We start from the raw sequence: 18,835 nt of genomic DNA, 5'->3' as shown, positions 1-18,835 counted from the left end.
GGAAGCAACGGAAAAACCATCGTAAAAGAATGGTTGAATTTCTTATTAAGTCCGAATCATTTGATTGTTCGAAATCCGAAAAGTTATAATTCGCAAGTCGGCGTTCCTTTATCAATTTTAGCAATTGAAGGAAATTACGATTTGGGAATTTTTGAAGCCGGAATTTCGTTACCCAATGAAATGTCGAATTTGGAGCATATCATCCAACCAAAATATGGGATTTTAACGAATATTGGTTCGGTTCATGATGAAGGTTTTGCAAATCGCGAAGCCAAAATCAAAGAGAAAATCAAACTTTTTGAAAATTGTTCCGATATTTTCTTGGAAAAGAATGCCGAAATTGAAGCTTTACTTCCAGAAAATAGTCAAAAACACACTTGGAGTTTTTCGGATGAAAGTGCGAATCTTTTCGTTTCAAAGAAAAATGAAAATGGTAAAACCGAATTAACTTTCAAAAACACAGCCAACACTTTTAGTGTAACTATTCCGTTTTCAGACGAAAATTCGATTGAAAATGTAATTACTTGCGTGAATTTCATGCTGTTTTTAGGCGAAGAAATTGCGTTTATCCAAAATCGAGTTGCCGAATTATATCCAGTAGAATTAAGACTTCAAGCCAAAAAAGGCATCAACAATTGCTTGGTCATCGACGATAGTTATTCGGTGGATTATCAATCGTTGAAAATTGCGTTGGATTTCTTAGAACAACAAAAATTACACGATAAAAAAACGATTATTTTATCTGATATTTTCACGAGTGGCATTGCTGCGGAAACACTTTACAATCAGGTAAAACAATTACTTTCGAAAAATAAAATCGAACGCATTATTACCATTGGCGAAACCATCGGAAAACAATTGAACGATTTACCCAATGTGATTTCGTTTGCCACTACGCAAGAATTTTTACAGCAATTCAACACGCAATCGTTTCAAAACGAAACTATTCTTGTGAAAGGCGCGCGTGGTTTCAACTTTCATGAAATTGTGGTTTTATTGGAAGAGAAAAATCACGAAACCATTTTAGAAGTTAACCTCGATGCGATTAGTCACAACCTGAATTTCTACAAATCCAAACTAAAACCAGAAACCAAAATTATGGTCATGGTAAAAGCTTTTGGTTACGGAAATGGTGGTTATGAAATTGCTAAATTGCTCGAACATCATAAAATCGATTATTTAGGTGTAGCGTTTGCCGATGAAGGAATCGAATTGCGAAAAGCTGGAATCACAACGCCAATTATGGTTTTAAATCCCGAAAACAGTAGTTTTAGAGCCATGATTGCCTATAATTTAGAACCCGAAATTTATTCGATTACAGGTTTACAAGCATTTTTAAAGATTGCCCAACACCAAAATATTTCGCACTATCCGATTCATATTAAATTGGACACCGGCATGCATCGCTTAGGATTTGAACCGCATTTGATTTCCGAATTGTGTTCCTTACTAAAAAACAACAATTTTGTAAAGGTGAAAAGCGTGTTTTCGCATTTATCGGCAAGTGATGATTTGGAATTTGATGATTTTACGAAATTACAATTTCAACGTTTTGATACGATGTATTCCGAATTAGAAAAAGTATTGCCTTCAAAACCAATTCGTCATATTTTAAACACGTCTGGCATTTTCAATTATGCTGAAAAGCAAATGGAAATGGTGCGTTTAGGCATTGGTTTATATGGTATTGGAAATTCGGAACAAGAATTAAAAGTGTTGGAAAATGTGAGTACTTTAAAAACCATCATTTCCCAAATAAGAGAAGTTTCACCCAAAGAAAGCATTGGTTACAGCCAAAGATTTCGAGTAACACAAAAAATGAAAGTCGCTACGATTCCAATTGGTTATGCGGATGGCATTCGTAGAGCTTGGGGTAATGAAAAAGGGTTTGTTACCATCAATAATCAAAAAGCTACGATTTTAGGTTCGATTTGTATGGACATGATGATGGTGGATGTTACCAACATTTCATGTAAAACTGGAGATGAAGTAATTGTATTTGGCAAAAACCCGAAAGTAACGGAGATGGCAAATGTTATTGGAACGATTCCTTATGAAATTCTGACTGGGATTTCACAACGCGTGAAGCGAATTTTCTTCAAAAATTAACATTTTATTTTAAATTTTGTATATTCGTAAGTATAAAAACATAAATTAACCCTAAAAATTTAAGACCTATGGGAATTATTTCAGAATTTAAAGATTTTATTGCAAAAGGTAATGCAATGGATTTGGCAGTTGGAGTAATTATTGGAAGTGCTTTTGGAGCTATCGTTAGCTCATTAGTATCTGATGTAATAACTCCTGCATTATTAAACCCAGCATTAAAAGCAGCTCAAGTAGAAGATTTAGCCGGATTAAAAACAGATGGCGGAATTTTATATGGTAAATTTTTAGCAGCTGTAATTAGCTTCTTAGTAATTGCTTTTGTTATTTTCTTAATGGTTAAAGCAATTAACAGCATGAAGAAAAAAGAAGAAGCAGCTCCAGCGGCTCCAGCCGGCCCAACACAAGAGCAATTGTTAGCTGAAATTAGAGACTTATTAAAAAAATAGTCGATACCGCTACATTATATATGCTAAACTAAACCCCGATTCGTCGGGGTATTTTTTTAGAAACTTGTTACAAATCAAAACTTTTGTTATAATTTCATCAATATTTGCTAAGTCGTTTGAATATTCTATATTTTTGCATCATTAAATAACACACATCAAAATGAGAGTAGCCGTAGTTGGCGCTACCGGAATGGTAGGCGAAATAATGCTTCAAGTATTAGCAGAACGTAATTTTCCTGTAACGGAGTTAATTCCAGTTGCTTCTGAAAAGTCAGTTGGAAAAGAAATCGAATGGAAAGGCAACACCTATAAAGTGGTAGGTTTGCAAACCGCTGTAGATATGAAACCTGAGATTGCTTTGTTTTCGGCAGGTGGAGAAACTTCTTTAGAGTGGGCTCCAAAATTTGCAGCTGTAGGAACAACCGTAATCGACAATTCTTCTGCTTGGCGAATGGATGCCACTAAGAAATTAGTAGTTCCAGAAATCAATGCTTCGGTTTTAACAAAAGAAGATAAAATTATTGCAAATCCAAACTGTTCAACGATTCAAATGGTAATGGCTTTAGCACCTTTACATGCTAAATATGATATCAAACGTATTGTTGTTTCAACTTATCAATCCATTACTGGAACTGGAGTTAAAGCCGTTCGGCAGTTAGAAAACGAATATGCGGGAATTCAAGGTGATATGGCATACAAATATCCAATTCACCGAAATGCGATTCCTCAATGTGATAGTTTTGAAGCAAACGGATACACCAAAGAAGAAATGAAATTGGTGCGCGAAACACAAAAAATATTAAACGACAAAACCATTGCCGTTACTGCAACAGCAATTCGTATTCCTGTTGTTGGTGGACATAGTGAAGCGGTAAACATTCAATTTGAAAACGATTTTGATGTAAACGAAGTGCGTCAAATTTTACAAAACACGCCTGGTGTAACAGTTCAAGATAATTTAGAAACGTTTACATACCCAATGCCAATTTACGCACAAGGAAAAGATGATGTTTTTGTTGGTAGAATTAGAAGGGATGAAAGCCAACCGAACACCATCAACATGTGGATTGTTGCCGATAACTTAAGAAAAGGAGCAGCAACAAACACAATTCAAATTGCGGAATATTTGGTTGAAAATAATTTAGTATAATTTTAGCCACAGATTAACACGGATTTAATCCTTTTGAATCCTTTAATCCGTGGCAAAAACAAATAACCACGAACTAGCGAAATAAGTCATCAAAACTTAAAAAATCGTTAATTCGTGGTTTGTTTTTTGGCTTTGTCCTAAAAGCAGTACATTTGTGATGGTGAAAAAGAAATTATTACATATGAATTTGTTTTTGATGCTTGCAGTATTATTTGCTGTAAGTTATCAATCTATTCACACTTTTTCGCACGACCATCATGTAAAATCGGAATGTTGTGACGATTCGCATCATTTGACTTTTAAAACTTCAGAAAAAACGTTTACCGAAAGTGATGACTGTCCGATTTGTGATTTCAAATTTGCGGCCTTCCTTTCACCAGAAGTTTTCCAATTTGATTTTATTCCTTCGTTTTACGAAATTCCATATCAATTCAATAGTAATGAATCTTGCATTACGTATGAAGGAAATTCTTTTCATCTTCGCGGTCCGCCTGTTTTTATTGCTTAAATAATTTCGCTTTGTTTTCTAAACAAGGCTTCTTCTGCTGTATATCAAAATGATTTACAACACTTTGCTGTATTATTTATCAAATAAAAACAAATTAAAAAATGAAATATCTTTTCAATACACTACTGCTATTGTCATCGATAGTAGGCTTTTCTCAATTTAAAATTAGCGGTTATGTTACAGATACCAACAACCAAAAATTATCTGGTGTTATCGTTCATATCGAAGAAAATAATTCGGAAACTACAACCGACGAAAACGGATTTTATCAATTTTCATCGTTACCAAAAGGAACTAATAAACTTATTTTTCATTTATCGGGTTACGAGACTAAAACTGAAATCGTTACGAATAACGGAGCCGAAATCAAATTGAACGTAATTCTTACCGAAAAAGAACAACATTTAGATGAAATCATTATTTCTACTTTATACAACAAAATGCAATCGCAAAATGTGATGAAAGTAGAACACGCTTCGGTAAACACTTTAAAAGAAAACGGAGCTACTTCGCTTATTGACGGAATTGCAACGATTCCAGGAGTTTCTCAGATTTCGACAGGAAATTCTATTGGAAAACCTGTTATTCGTGGCTTAAGTGGTAATCGAGTTTTAGTGTATTCGCAAGGTGTTCGTATGGAAAACCAACAATTTGGCGAAGAACATGGTTTAGGTTTAAACGCTGCCGGAATTGAAAGTGTAGAAGTTATTAAAGGTCCAGCTTCGTTATTATATGGTTCTGATGCTTTGGGTGGCGTGGTGTATTTTAATCCGGAGAAATATGCTTCTTTTCAACAAAAATCCGCTGATTTTGAACAAAAATATTTTACTAATATACAAGGAACTTCAACAACTTTCGGGTTTAAAGCATCGCCATCGAATTTTAAGTTTTTGGTTAGAGGAAATTACACATCGAATGCCGATTACAAAGTTCCGAGTAGTGACAGAATCATCAATACACGTTTTATTGAGAAAGATTTTAAATCGGGAATTGGGTATTCAAACTCTAAATTTTCAACCGATTTTAGATACAATTACAACAACTTAAACTTGGGTTTACCTGAAGAAGGTTTAGAAAATTCAGGATTCAGAAATCCGCTATATCCAAAACAAGAAGTCGATAATCATGTATTGAGTTTAAATCAAAAAGTGTATTTCAAAAATTCAAAATTAGAAGGTGATTTTGGTTACTCATTAAACGACCGAAAAGAATTAGAAGCGCCCAATGAAATTGCATTATCTATGAAATTGAAAACCGCGAGTTACAATGTGAAATATTATCTTCCAAAAAAGAGTCGTTTGGAAAGCATCATTGGAATTCAAGGAATTGACCAAACCAACACCAATTTCGGGGAAGAATTATTAATTCCAGATGCAAATGTGAAAGATTTTGGTGCTTTTGCTACAACCAATTACACTTGGAACTCGAACATTCTACAAGCGGGAATTCGTTATGACAACAGGAGAATCAACACTTCCACTCACGGAATTGAAGGCGAAGAAGGTTATTTTAAAGCCATTGATAAACACTTCAACAGTTTCAACGCTTCTATAGGTTACAAAACCAATTTATCAAGTTATATTTCAACCCGAATTAATATTGCTTCTGGATTTAGAGCTCCGAATTTATCCGAATTAACTTCAAATGGCGTTCACGAAGGAAGTAATCGTTATGAAATTGGAAATTCTGAATTAAAAAACGAACAAAATTTTCAAGTGGATTTGAATTTGGAATACAAAAGCGAACACTTTGAATGGTTCATAAACGGATTTTACAATCACGTAAACAATTACATTTACATTACGCCAACAGGTGCCGAAATTGACGGAAATAACGTGTACAATTATGTGCAAAACAACGCCTATTTATTTGGTGGAGAAGCAGGAATTCACTTTCATCCACATCCGTATGATTGGTTACATTTTACTAGTAGTTTTGAAAGTGTTACAGGAAAACAAAACGACAATTATTTACCATTAATCCCAGCGAATCAATGGAAAAACAACATTCGTATGGAATTTGAATCGTTTAAATATTTCAAAAACGCTTATCTATCCTATTTCTTCAATTATACTTTCAAACAAAACAATATCAACGAATTTGAGACTAGAACGCCAGACTACTTGTTGATTAATTTTGCTGTTGGCGGAAAAGTAACATTGGGTAAAACCGCTTTTAATGTAAATTTAAACGCTAATAATCTTTTAGACAAAATGTATACGAATCACTTATCTAGATTAAAAACAGACGGAATTAACAATATGGGACGAAATATAATTCTGAGTTTAAATTTTGATTTATAATTAACAACTCTTTACAATTCATTTGAATATCTTTGTTTTAATCAACTAACCCAATATGAAAAGAACAATAACAGTATCCGCTATTGTTTGTACACTTGTTATGAACGCACAAACAAAAATCAATTATCCTGAAACAAAAAGAATTGACCATGTTGACACTTATTTTGGTGAACAAATTAACGATTATTATCGTTGGTTAGAAGACGACAGAAGTACTGAAACAGAAGCTTGGGTAAAAGCACAAAATGTGGTGACCTATGGTTATTTAGAACAAATTCCATATAGAAATCAGCTTAAATCTAGAATGGAACAATTGTGGAATTACGAAAAAATTTCGGCTCCATTCAAAGAAGGTGATTATACATATTACTACAAAAACAACGGACTTCAAAATCAATCGGTTTTGTACCGAAAAGATAAAGTCGGTAAAGAAGAAATCTTTTTAGATCCAAATACCTTTTCAAAAGATGGAACAACTTCGTTAGGCGGAATTAACTTTTCAAAAGACGGAAGCTTAGTTGCTTATGCTATTTCAGAAGGCGGAAGCGATTGGAGAAAAGTGATTGTAATGGAAGCTAAAACTAAGAAAATCATCGGCGATACAATTGTGGATGTGAAATTCAGTGGTGTTTCTTGGTACAAAAATGAAGGTTTCTATTATTCAAGCTATGACAAACCCGTTGGAAGCGAATTATCAGCAAAAACCGACCAACACAAATTGTATTATCACAAATTAAATACTTCGCAAAAAACAGATAAATTGGTTTTTGGTGGCGATGTAAAAAGAAGATATGTTGGTGGTTATGTTTCGGAAGATGAGAAATATTTGTTTATTTCTGCTGCGAATTCTACTTCTGGAAATGAATTATATTACTTGGATTTATCAATACCTGATGCTAAAATCGTAACGCTAATTGACAATTACGAAAACGACAATGATGTTTTAGATAACAAAGGGTCAAAAGTTTATTTGGTAACGAATTACAAAGCACCAAACAAACGCGTGGTGACTTTTGATTTATCAAATCCGGAAAAAGAAAACTGGAAAGATTGCATCGCTGAAACTGAAAATGTTTTGTCGCCAAATACTGGTGGTGGTTATATTTTCGCAAGTTATATGAAAGATGCAGTGTCTTTCATTAAACAATACGATTACAACGGAAAATTAGTGCGTGATATTCAATTACCAGGTGTTGGAACAGCTGGTGGTTTTGGTGGAAAAGAAAAAGAAACTACTTTGTATTTTTCGTTTACGAATTACGTAACCCCTGGAACTACTTATGCTTTTGATCCAAAAACAGGAAAATCAGAAGTATATCAAAAACCTAAAGTCGATTTCAATTCGGCAGATTACGAATCAAAACAAGTGTTTTATACTTCAAAAGATGGCACAAAAATTCCAATGATTATTACGTATAAAAAAGGGACAAAATTAAACGGAAAAAATCCAACTATTTTATATGGTTATGGAGGATTTAATGTTAGTTTAACCCCTTCTTTTAGCATCGCGAATGCCGTTTGGTTAGAAAATGGAGGCGTTTACGCTGTTGCGAATTTACGCGGAGGTGGAGAATACGGTAAAAAATGGCACGATGCCGGAACGCAATTGAAAAAACAAAACGTCTTTGATGATTTCATTGCAGCGGCTGAATACCTGATTAAAGAAAACTACACTTCTTCTGATTATTTAGCCATAAAAGGAGGTTCAAACGGAGGTTTATTAGTGGGTGCAGTGATGACACAACGCCCTGATTTAGTAAAAGTGGCGTTACCTGCAGTTGGAGTTTTAGATATGTTACGTTACCACACATTTACAGCTGGAGCAGGATGGGCTTACGATTATGGAACATCGGAACAAAGCAAGGAAATGTTTGAATATATCAAAGGTTATTCGCCAGTTCATAATGTAAAAGCGGGTACAAAATATCCAGCAACTATGGTTACTACAGGCGATCATGATGACCGAGTAGTACCAGCACACAGTTTTAAATTTGCAGCAGAATTACAAGCGAAACAAGCTGGAGACAATCCCGTTTTAATTCGTATTGATGTAAATGCAGGTCACGGAGCTGGAAAATCGGTTGCGGCTACTATTCAAGAAAATGTGGACATGCAAGTATTTACACTTTACAATATGGGTGTTAAAGAATTAAAATAGAAAAGTTAAAAAACTGATAAAAGAGCCTTCGGGCTCTTTTTTTATGCAATAAAACTTCAAAAAACGGGTTTTTTATTTATGAGAATTCTAGTTTTTATATCCATTATTATTGCTTCTGTCGGATTACAAAGTTGTAATTCAACCGTAAAAAGTGTGTATCGTGATGACTTTAGAAGTGCATCGGAAGCCGAAATTAAGAATATTCAAAAAGAAGTTGGCGCAACAAATTCTAACAAAAGTATTCTGATACTAACGCAAACTTATAAAGGAGAAAAAATCATCATTTCGCAAAACCGAAAGGCGATTTTTTCTGAATATCCGATTACTAATTTAAAAAGTAGAATTGCGAATTATTTGAGTGTAAACAGAAATTTTGATGTTCATATAAAAGATTTCAGCACCAAAAAAGAGGTCGTAATTCCATCTAAAAAAATTGCAAAGCACAAATATATTTACATAATGAAAAAAGTAACTAAAGGAAAGTTTCAATATATCATTAGTTTTAGTAATATACTTCGGCCCTTAAAATAAAAATCAGTAAACTTAAATTTAAGTTTACTGATTTTTATTTACTTAATTAAATTACTGTTTAGGTAAAGGTGCGCCAACAGCTATGTCGCAACGGTGTCCCTCTTGACCATGAGGAGGGTTCATACCAGGAAGAGTAGTTACACCTTCAATAGTTGTTGAACCATTACCAGAATTAATTTTCATTACAGGTTTTTCCTCTGCTTTTTGACTAACAACTTGTGTGGTTACTTGTGGTTGCTTTTGATTTACTGATTTTGAATTTAAAGGAGCTCCTACCGGAATTTCACAACGATGACCTGGTTGCCCATGTGGTGGATTCATTCCTGGCGCTGTTTGTGTTTGCGGTTGTGTGGTTTGTTGCGTTTGTTGTTGTATGGGTTGCACTTGCTGTCCTTGATTGCCAACTCGCTGTTTTAACCAAGCTTCCCCTGAAAAAGGTTGCACAGTTTTTTGGGATTCTTCCACAGGTTTTACTTCCTCGTCTTTTTTACAAGAGATAAAAAATAGTGAACTAATAACACCAAATAAAAATATATTCTTTTTCATTATTTTCAATTTTTATGTTTTCAAATATAAACTTAAAAACTTAATTCAGAAAAACAACAAACAAATTTAACATAAATAAAAAACCTCTCATTTCTGAGAGGTTTAGTACCCGGAGTGGGAATCGAACCCACACACCTAAGTACACGAGTTTGAGTCGTGCGCGTCTACCAATTCCGCCATCCGGGCAATGGAAAATGATTGAAGTATCATTATGTGGGTGCAAATGTAAAAAATATTTCTGCAATTCATAAAAAAATAGTTAAAAATATCCTTTCAGAGTTCGATTTTATTTCTAAATTTGCACCTCGTTTACACGACACAACACTAACTAACTACTAAACAATAAATTAACATGCTGTATCAAGAACCAGAAGCAAAAATTTTTGCATGTTCTCAGAGTGTGTATTTAGCCGAACAAATTGCTGAAAAGTATGGTGTTCCGCTAGGTAAGATTACGTTCTCTAAATATAGTGATGGCGAATTTCAGCCTTCTTTTGAAGAATCGATAAGAGGATTGCGCGTATTCCTTGTTTGTTCCACTTTCCCAAGTTCGGACAATTTAATGGAATTATTATTGATGATTGATGCAGCAAAAAGAGCATCAGCACGTCATATTACAGCGGTTATTCCTTACTTCGGTTGGGCAAGACAAGACAGAAAAGACAAACCAAGAGTGCCAATTGGAGCTAAATTAGTTGCAAAACTTTTAGAAACTGCTGGAGCAACCCGAATTATGACTATGGATTTACATGCTGATCAAATTCAAGGGTTCTTTGAAAAACCAGTGGACCATTTATTTGCTTCAACTATCTTTTTACCTTATGTGACAAGTTTAAATTTAGAAAATTTAACTATTGCATCTCCAGACATGGGTGGTTCAAAAAGAGCTTATGCCTATTCTAAATTTTTAGAATCTGATGTAGTAGTTTGTTACAAGCAAAGAAAAAAAGCGAATGTAATTGACACAATGGAGCTAATCGGAGATGTAAAAGGGAGAAATGTTATTTTAGTTGACGATATGATTGACACGGGAGGAACATTAGCAAAAGCCGCTGATGTAATGATGGAAAAAGGAGCATTAAGCGTAAGAGCAATATGTACGCACCCAATTTTATCAGGTGAAGCGTATGAAAAAATAGAAAATTCTAAATTGTTAGAATTAATTGTTACCGATTCTATTCCTTTAAAGAAAGAATCGAAAAAAATTAAAGTTGTAAGTTGCGCCCCATTATTTGCAGAAGTAATGCATATGGTACAAAACAACAACTCAATCAGTGGTAAATTTTTGATGTAATCAAACAACCACTTTAATAAGTATTTATTAATTATATATATTTTACAATGAAATCAATTACGATTAAAGGATCAGAAAGAGAAAGCGTAGGTAAAAAGGCAACTAAAGCCGTACGTGATGCTGGAATGGTTCCTTGCGTTATCTACGGAGGAAATCAACCAGTTCATTTTGTTGCAGACGAAAGAGCATTTAAAGATTTGGTTTACACTCCAAACGCACACACAGTTGTAGTTGAGTTAAACGGAACGTCTTACAATGTTATCATGCAAGACATTCAATTCCACCCAGTTTCTGACAAAATTTTACACATCGACTTCTTCCAATTAAGTGATGATAAAGAAATCATCATGGAAGTACCAGTTAAAGTTACAGGAACCTCTCCAGGGGTATTATTAGGAGGTGTTTTACGTTTAAACCAACGTCGTTTAAAAGTAAAAGCTTTACCTAAATTCTTACCTGACTTCGTTGAAGCTAATATTTCAGAATTACAAATGGGTAACAAGTTGTATGTTACTAAAATTGAAACTAACAATTTTAAATTAATGCACCCAGATAATACTGTAGTTTGTCAAGTGAGAATTTCTCGTGCGGCAATGAAAGCAGCTCAAGAAGCAGCAAAAGCAGAAAAAGGAGCAAAAAAGAAAAAATAATTTCTTTTCAATCTATACAAAAGAAGCATCAGTTTTTACTGGTGCTTTTTTTATGCTTTTATCTATCTAAACTTTGCATTACTTTTGCATTATGATATGGCTATCAAATCTATTTAAAAAACAAAAACAAGAGCGTTTACCCATGAAGAAATTCTTAATCGTAGGGCTAGGAAATATTGGCTCAGAATATGCAAATACAAGACACAATATCGGATTTAAAGTTTTGGATTATTTAGCCAACAAGGAAGGAATTTCTTTTCAAACCGTAAAATTGGGTGAAATAGCCGAACTAAAAATAAAAGGAAGAACTCTATTATTACTAAAGCCAAATACTTATATGAATTTAAGCGGTAAAGCGGTAAAATATTGGCTAGAAAAGGAAAACATCGAAAAAGAAAATATGTTAGTTATTACCGATGATTTGAATTTGGCATTTGGAACCATCCGAATCAAAACCAAAGGAAGTGACGGCGGTCATAACGGACTTAAAAACATTCAATTATTATTAAATTCAACAGAGTATCCTAGATATAGATTTGGAATTAGTGATGCTTTTAAAAAGGGGCAACAAGTTGATTATGTTTTAGGTGAATGGTCAGAAGAAGAAAAAGAAAAACTAAAAGAGCGATTAGAAATTAGTTCAGAAATAATAAAATCTTTCGCTTTAGCAGGTTTAAACAATACCATGAATGCGTATAATGGAAAATAAAAAAGGGAAGCTTAAAACTTCCCTTTTTCTATAATTAGAAATTCAATTATTGAACTACAATTTTCTTTATTTCTTTTCTTGCTCCATCTTGAACAGTTACAAGATAAATACCAGATTGAACATTGTTTAATTGTAAATTTTCATTAAATAATCCATTATTATTGTAGGATTTATTAAAGATTTCTCTTCCTCTAACATCATGAATATTCACTTTAATATCATTTCCTGAGTTAGAACTAAATTGAATATTAAAACTACCATTATTTGGGTTAGGATAAAGAACCAAATCATTAATCTGATTGGTATTTATACTTAACGGCTGAGTTGTACAAAAATTTAAACCCCAACTATTTAATGTTCCACCATCGCCTGAATATCCATCAACAACAGTAAGTGTCCATGTACCTGTAGAATTTTGCCCATTAAAAGTTGACAAAGCTTGTGAAGGAACAACTACTCCTGATAATGAAGGATTTCCAGTACCACAAATAACAGCCGAACCAGAATCATCTATAGTTACATTCATATTATCATTATCACCACATGGTTCAACTAATAAATTTACAATAGTACCCAATGGACTAGTTAATCTAATAGTTAAATCTTGAATGTATGTATGTGTAATATTTAAATTAACATTTAAATCTGTAATTACAACACCTGATGCAACGTTCAAAGTAGAAGTTATAGTATTTGCACCAGTACCCACAATTGTTTTTGGAACATCAGTACTTGCTGTTAAAGCACAATTCGTTTGCCCTGTTTTAAAATTATAAGTAGCACTAAAAACTCCTTCGCAACCAGCATTTTTAGGCTTAACCCTCCAATAATAAATAGTTGCATCTGACAAACCATTTAAAGCATAGCTAGTCCCTACAATATTACCACTATAAACAATTGACGCGAATGCTGCATCAGTTGCTACTTGAATATCATAAGATGTTGCAGCACCATTTGCTGGCCAACTTAGAGTTAAGTTTGCAAATTGATTAATTGTATTATTAGCTGGTGCTGATAAATTTTGAGTTCCAAAATTATTACTCAATAAATCTAAATAAAATGGAGCTGTTTTTACAATGGCGCCAGATGTTGCAGTTACTATAATATTATAAAACCCTGCAACTGCTCCTGCGGTATTAGTAATTGACATCGTTACACTTCCATCTGAATTTGTTGATGTTGGTGAAAAAGATACCGTTGTTCCTGCAGGATTACCAGTAGCCGTAAAAGTAGTTGTTCCGGTAAAACCGCCCAAAGCTTTATAATCAATTGTATAATTAATAGTTGCCCCTTGACAAATAGATTTATTTTGCTCTCCTTCAATTCCATTAAAGGATATTGCCATTGTATTTGCAGGCGCTGTTATAGTGAAATTAGTATTTGAAACATCGAAGAATATATTATCCCAACCTTTCACCATTATTCTATTAGTTGTTCCTAGAATATTTGGTACTGTAACTATTTCCGAACCATCATTAGGAACTTTACTAGCTAATAAAATTGGAAATGTTGTACCTCCATTAGTAGACAAGTATATATCAACAAATTTTGCATTAACACCATTTGAATCAGTTCCTGCAACATTCCATGAAACATTTTGATTTGTTCCTGCTTGCCAAGACACTAGACTATTAGGAGCATTTACAACAAAAGGTCCTGCAACACCATCAACGGTAACCTTCATTAAATCAGTAGCTGTTTGACCAATTCCAGAATTATTATCTCTAACAGTTAATGAGAAATTTAAGTCTCTTGCTACAGAAGGGCAAACCTCCCATGTATTTGCGGTAGCTCCTGATAATACCGTTGCCATATTAGGCAAATATCGAACTGGAGAAGATGTACCCCAAATAGATCTGAACATTGGACCAGCTACTCTAGAAGCAATTGGAGCTAATGATGTGCTTGGATTTTGTGGGTCATTTTGTTCCCATGTGTAGGTAAGAGGGTCTCCTTCAGGATCGGATCCTTGACCTACCAACATAAAGGCTGTAGATTTAGGTATTACATAATCTCTACCAGCATTTGCAGTAGGTGGATTATTTGTTAAATTAGTTATTGGCAAAGTAGGTTGACTAATACCAAATTTAACGTTTTCCATAATGTCTCTTATGTTTACATATCCAAAATATGAGTCACTATTACTTTGCACGTTAGCAGAACAAATACCAGCATAAGCCATAATAGTTGATCCTGAACCTGGTTCAACTTCTGTAGTACCACTTCCTGAACGACAATTCGAACTACTTTGGGTGTGAAATCCTCCAAATTGATGCCCCATTTCATGAGCTACATAATCAATATCAAAAGCATCTCCTGTTGGATTTGAACGACCTGTCATACCAGTTCCTTTATGAAAACCTCCATTGGGATTTGTACTTGGACTACAAACACAACCTATACAACCAGCATTTCCTCCACCTGAAGTGTTAAAGTTATGACCTATGTCATAATTATTGAATCCAACGTTGGCATCAATTGTAACTCCTGTTTGGACATTATATTCACCACTCCAAGGATCTGAACCTGTTGCACCCAAATAAATTACAGCATCATTATTAGCAACAAAAATCATTGTGATTGCAAGATCGTTCTCATAAACACCATTAACACGTGTCATAGTAATCGCCATTTGAGCTTGGATTCTTGATTTTTGTGTTGCTAAAGGATCTAGAGAATTACCACGAAATAAATTTCCATATTCAGCTGTACATGATTGTGCTAATCTGTAGGTTCTTAGTTTTTTATCATCTGTATCTGATCTGAATGTAGAAAAAGCTCTACGATCATTTTCTAAAGATGGTAAGTGAACATCATTATTAGTTAAACATTCAAATGTTTGTCCGTCACTAACTAAACTTGCTCTATTATAAACAATATAATTTTGTGCATCTTCAGTATATGGATCAATAAAAGCTGTACTTTTACCAGCTGATAATGTCATACTATGCAATCCAAATTCAGTAACTGAAAATCTTGCGGTTGCTGTAACATCGTCAACTCCTTTACCAACATAAGATTTAATTGTTGGAAATTTAGCAGCCAATTCAGGTTCCATAATTGGAGTTTCTAGTACTCTAAATTGTTCTAGCTTACCTTCTGCGTTAGGTAACTGAATAACAATGTTTGATTGTCTGTGTGTAAATTGCCCTCTTATTGGGGCATTTCTCAATTTTTCTTTAAGAGCTACAATGTCTAATTTCCATAATGTATACTCTTGAGGGAAAGAAGCTCTTCTCACTTTAGGAGAACTTTCAATTTCTTTCTCTGACAAGGGACTCCACATAGTTTTATTCTGTGAATAACCATTGTTCATTAAAAAAATCACAAGAAAAAATAATAGTAAATTTTTTTTCATTTTTAGGTTAAATTTAAGGTTAATGAGCAAATCTATAAAAAAAACAAACAATCAAACATTTTTTTAAAAAAAAACACTTGTTTTTTGTTAAAAACCATATGAATAAATAAATTTCATATATTGAATTCTTACAAAGAAAAACAATAAAAAAATAATAGATTTTGTTTTTTTGTAAAACAAATGTAACTTGCGTTATTATTCTAACTGAATTTATTATGAAAAAAATTACTTTTAATTTATTTTCTTTTTTATTTCTAACTTTAACTACCTCTGTTTGTTTTGGACAAAATATCAAAGAAAAAAAAGCTCAACAATTTGGGAGACAAATTGAAGTCCCTAGCCAAGAAAGAACCCCAAGTGGACATATTAGATGTTACACTTCAGAAAATGAAACATTCTTAAAGTCAACAAATCCTCAAAGAGAATCCATTTTAGAATTTGAAAATTGGCTTTCTCCACTAATTGATCAAATCAGAGCTGACAGAGCAGCTGGAAGAAACATTCAAGCTGTATATAATATACCTGTTGTAATTCACATTATTCATAATGGTGACTGTTTAGGAACGGGAGAAAATATCACAGACGCGCAAGCAATTTCGCAAATTAATGTATTAAATCAAGACTTCAGACGTTTAGCTGGAACACCTGGAGGGGCAAACTCAACTGGTTTAGCAGTAGATGCCGAAATCAATTTTATTCTTGCAAAAAGAGATCCAAATGGAAATCCAACTAATGGAATTGATAGAGTTCAAACAACGACAGCTAGTTATAATCGAGCTGCTGTAGAAACTGAAAAAGCTAACACTATTTGGGATCCAACTAAATACTTAAATATGTGGACTTTTAGATTCAGTGGAGATTTAGATGGAGTATTAGGATATGCACAATTCCCAACTGGTTCAACTCTGACTGGTATTCCAGCTGGAACAACTACTGCAAATACTGATGGAGTTGTAGCATCATATGATGCATTTGGAACAATAGCTGAAAATGATGGTTCATTTATTTTAAACTCTACTTATAACTTAGGAAGAACTATGACACATGAAGTAGGGCATTGGTTAGGTCTAAGACATATATGGGGAGATGACTCAACATGCCCTCTTGCAAATACAAATACAACCAAAGATTATTGTGCGGATACGCCAGCCGCTAGTGAACCAAACTACGAATGTATTGTTGTAAATACATGTACAGTGACACCTGGAAATGACATGATACAAAATTATATGGATTATACAAATGATGCATGTATGGATACTTTTACAGCAGAGCAAAAACTGCGTATGCAAACTGTAATGGCTAATTCTCCTAGAAGAAGTACCCTTAACGCATCAAATGGTGCAACTGCACCATCTGCAGGAATTTACTTTAACCAAGGCGCTGGAAAATGTGAGGTTGTAGAAACTACAAGTTGCAGTTTTACAGATGTAAACTACAATTTATCAATTATTAAAGCACCAACTTCTAATGCTGTAGTAACTTTTGCTGTTGACGGTACAAGCACAGCAACAAACAATGTAGATTTCCAAATTTTAACACCAACAGTTACATTTAACTCTGGTTCAACTGCAAATCAAACTTTAACAATTAGATATTTCAATGATGGAATTGTTGAACCAGTTGAAACTGTTAAAATAACAATGACTGTTAATGCTAATGGAGGAGATGGAACAATTATAACAAGTAAATCAACTTTATCAGTTTCAATAATTGATAATGACGTTGCTTCCTCTTCAACAACCCTTGTTACACTATTAAGTGAAACTTTTGACCCTTCTCCAACTTTAATTACAGGTATTAAAGACTTAGATGGTGATACTAATAATTGGGGTATCTCTCTTCCAAGCACCAACTCAACAGCTATTGGTTTCACAACTAATCTTGCTTTCTCTAGATCTTGGGACGGTGTAGATGGATTGAATCCTGATAATATTCTTTACACCCCAACTGCTATTGCATTACCAACAGGTACTCTAAATTTAAGCTTTGCGATAGGGACAACTCAAGGAGGAAGCTTTTATAAAGAACATTATTCAGTATATTTAACTACTGTTAATCCTTCAACATTTACTACAGCTACTCTAAATGCTCAAACTCCAGTTATAAACGATGCAGAATTAGCTGGACCAACACAAAGAAATATTATAAATGTTGATATTTCATCATACGGAGGTCAAACCGTGTATTTAGTTTTTAGACACCACAACACTTTTGACATGAATCTTATCATGTTAGATGATGTTTTAATTACTAAAACAACAAATACAGCTGTTCAAACAGAAGTTAATGCTGCAACTAAATATCAAGTATTTGTTCCTACCGCTGGTACTTTCTATAGTAAAGATACTTCAACAGGGAATGTTATGTTAGATGCAACTCCAAACGCTTTCAATTACGGATGTACTTCAGTAGAAGTAAACAGAAGTCAAACTTCTGCTGGAGCTGCTGCAGTTAATTACGGAAGCAACACTGCAAATAACTTAAAAGTAATGGCTAAAACATTTTTAGTTACTCCAACGACTAACAGCTCTTCAGGGAACGCTACATTAAAATTCTATTTTACTGAGGCTGAAATTGCAGCTTGGGAAACAGCAACTGGAAATACAAGAACTGCACTTAAAGTATTTAAAGGAGGAGAAACTGCAACTTATGCTACAACATTAGCTGCATTTGGTACAAATATTTCATTAACTGCTACTACAAACACAGGTTTAGCAGGAACATATTATTTTGGAACTGATGCTACTTTAAGCACTCAAAGTTTTGATTTGTTATCAGGAGTATCAATCTATCCTAATCCAACAACTAATGAGTTAAACATTAGTTTAAATGGTGATTTTGAAACTGCAACAAGCTATACAATCTACAACAGTTTAGGACAAAAAATCTCAAATAAAAAAGTAGGTTCTCAAGCAGACTTAAAAATCAATACATCTAGTTATAGTAATGGCGTTTATTTCATAACTATAGAAAGAGATGGTAATTCTAAAACTATAAAATTCATTAAAAATTAATTTTAATTGAATTACTAATTAAAAGAGGATTGATTTATTTCAGTCCTCTTTTTTTT

The 18,835-nt window shown here is 33.6% G+C and carries 13 protein-coding genes and 1 tRNA gene; 11 read left to right on the top strand and 3 right to left on the bottom strand.

The genetic code is table 11. The features are described from left to right. The 7 genes from Q0075_RS11910 to Q0075_RS11880 all read left to right on the top strand — a co-directional run. The coding region (locus Q0075_RS11910) for a bifunctional UDP-N-acetylmuramoyl-tripeptide:D-alanyl-D-alanine ligase/alanine racemase (protein ID WP_297869701.1) at positions 1-2,109 on the top strand (2,109 nt) is incomplete at its 5' end. A gap of 68 nt (positions 2,110-2,177) precedes the next feature. After that, entirely contained in the window at positions 2,178-2,555 is a 378-nt protein-coding gene (gene mscL / locus Q0075_RS11905) for a large conductance mechanosensitive channel protein MscL (RefSeq protein WP_297869700.1), read from the top strand. Positions 2,556-2,715: 160 nt separating this feature from the next. After that, positions 2,716-3,705, top strand: coding sequence for an aspartate-semialdehyde dehydrogenase (locus Q0075_RS11900; protein ID WP_297869699.1), 990 nt, complete (start codon positions 2,716-2,718; stop codon positions 3,703-3,705). A 196-nt stretch (positions 3,706-3,901) separates the two neighbouring features. Beyond that, positions 3,902-4,213, top strand: a complete 312-nt coding sequence (locus Q0075_RS11895; protein ID WP_297869698.1) for a hypothetical protein — start codon at positions 3,902-3,904, stop codon at positions 4,211-4,213. Positions 4,214-4,314: 101 nt separating this feature from the next. Continuing rightward, the gene (locus tag Q0075_RS11890; RefSeq protein ID WP_297869697.1) at positions 4,315-6,516 is read left to right on the top strand and encodes a TonB-dependent receptor; all 2,202 of its coding nucleotides are present in this window, start codon (positions 4,315-4,317) and stop codon (positions 6,514-6,516) included. A gap of 55 nt (positions 6,517-6,571) precedes the next feature. Next, positions 6,572-8,674 (top strand): prolyl oligopeptidase family serine peptidase, encoded by a 2,103-nt coding sequence (locus Q0075_RS11885; RefSeq protein WP_297869696.1) that lies wholly within the window; start codon positions 6,572-6,574, stop codon positions 8,672-8,674. Between the two features lie 78 nt (positions 8,675-8,752). Further along, positions 8,753-9,205, top strand: a complete 453-nt coding sequence (locus Q0075_RS11880; protein ID WP_297869695.1) for a hypothetical protein — start codon at positions 8,753-8,755, stop codon at positions 9,203-9,205. Between the two features lie 51 nt (positions 9,206-9,256). On the opposite strand, the gene Q0075_RS11875 is transcribed toward Q0075_RS11880, so the two are convergent. Both Q0075_RS11875 and Q0075_RS11870 read right to left on the bottom strand, forming a co-directional pair. Continuing rightward, a complete protein-coding gene (locus Q0075_RS11875; protein WP_297869694.1) occupies positions 9,257-9,751 on the bottom strand; it encodes a hypothetical protein in 495 nt (164 codons plus the stop codon). A 106-nt stretch (positions 9,752-9,857) separates the two neighbouring features. Then, a tRNA-Leu gene (locus Q0075_RS11870) sits at positions 9,858-9,937 on the bottom strand. A 166-nt stretch (positions 9,938-10,103) separates the two neighbouring features. Between Q0075_RS11870 and Q0075_RS11865 the strand changes: the two genes are divergently transcribed. From Q0075_RS11865 to pth, 3 genes are all read left to right on the top strand, one after another. Further along, entirely contained in the window at positions 10,104-11,045 is a 942-nt protein-coding gene (locus Q0075_RS11865) for a ribose-phosphate pyrophosphokinase (protein WP_297869693.1), read from the top strand. Between the two features lie 47 nt (positions 11,046-11,092). Beyond that, complete coding sequence (locus tag Q0075_RS11860; protein ID WP_250579992.1) at positions 11,093-11,695, top strand: 50S ribosomal protein L25/general stress protein Ctc; 603 nt, start codon at positions 11,093-11,095, stop codon at positions 11,693-11,695. Positions 11,696-11,837: 142 nt separating this feature from the next. Next, positions 11,838-12,404: an aminoacyl-tRNA hydrolase gene (gene pth / locus Q0075_RS11855; RefSeq protein ID WP_297869692.1), complete on the top strand. Its 567-nt coding sequence runs from the start codon at positions 11,838-11,840 to the stop codon at positions 12,402-12,404. A 46-nt stretch (positions 12,405-12,450) separates the two neighbouring features. Here pth and Q0075_RS11850 read toward each other — a convergent pair whose 3' ends face one another. After that, on the bottom strand, positions 12,451-15,762 hold the full coding sequence (locus Q0075_RS11850) for a reprolysin-like metallopeptidase (protein ID WP_297869691.1): 3,312 nt from the start codon (positions 15,760-15,762) through the stop codon (positions 12,451-12,453). A gap of 215 nt (positions 15,763-15,977) precedes the next feature. On the opposite strand from Q0075_RS11850, the gene Q0075_RS11845 reads away from it, so the two are divergent. Then, positions 15,978-18,779 (top strand): T9SS type A sorting domain-containing protein, encoded by a 2,802-nt coding sequence (locus Q0075_RS11845; RefSeq protein WP_297869690.1) that lies wholly within the window; start codon positions 15,978-15,980, stop codon positions 18,777-18,779. Positions 18,780-18,835 lie beyond the last annotated feature (56 nt).

It is taken from the genome of uncultured Flavobacterium sp., from assembly GCF_937967675.1.
Taxonomy (GTDB): Bacteria; Bacteroidota; Bacteroidia; order Flavobacteriales; family Flavobacteriaceae; genus Flavobacterium.
Note: the sequence above shows the minus strand (reverse complement) of the source record. Positions and strands in the feature narration are given on the sequence as shown.

Excerpts from the sequence above, each read along its gene's own strand:
- Q0075_RS11845 (WP_297869690.1), top strand. The coding sequence starts at position 15,978 with ATGAAAAAAATTACTTTTAATTTATTTTCTTTTTTATTTCTAACTTTA.
- Q0075_RS11865 (WP_297869693.1), top strand. The coding sequence starts at position 10,104 with ATGCTGTATCAAGAACCAGAAGCAAAAATTTTTGCATGTTCTCAGAGT.
- Q0075_RS11880 (WP_297869695.1), top strand. The coding sequence starts at position 8,753 with ATGAGAATTCTAGTTTTTATATCCATTATTATTGCTTCTGTCGGATTA.
- Q0075_RS11850 (WP_297869691.1), bottom strand. The coding sequence starts at position 15,762 with ATGAAAAAAAATTTACTATTATTTTTTCTTGTGATTTTTTTAATGAAC.
- mscL (WP_297869700.1), top strand. The coding sequence starts at position 2,178 with ATGGGAATTATTTCAGAATTTAAAGATTTTATTGCAAAAGGTAATGCA.
- Q0075_RS11895 (WP_297869698.1), top strand. The coding sequence starts at position 3,902 with ATGCTTGCAGTATTATTTGCTGTAAGTTATCAATCTATTCACACTTTT.
- pth (WP_297869692.1), top strand. The coding sequence starts at position 11,838 with ATGAAGAAATTCTTAATCGTAGGGCTAGGAAATATTGGCTCAGAATAT.
- Q0075_RS11890 (WP_297869697.1), top strand. The coding sequence starts at position 4,315 with ATGAAATATCTTTTCAATACACTACTGCTATTGTCATCGATAGTAGGC.
- Q0075_RS11885 (WP_297869696.1), top strand. The coding sequence starts at position 6,572 with ATGAAAAGAACAATAACAGTATCCGCTATTGTTTGTACACTTGTTATG.
- Q0075_RS11860 (WP_250579992.1), top strand. The coding sequence starts at position 11,093 with ATGAAATCAATTACGATTAAAGGATCAGAAAGAGAAAGCGTAGGTAAA.
- Q0075_RS11900 (WP_297869699.1), top strand. The coding sequence starts at position 2,716 with ATGAGAGTAGCCGTAGTTGGCGCTACCGGAATGGTAGGCGAAATAATG.
- Q0075_RS11875 (WP_297869694.1), bottom strand. The coding sequence starts at position 9,751 with ATGAAAAAGAATATATTTTTATTTGGTGTTATTAGTTCACTATTTTTT.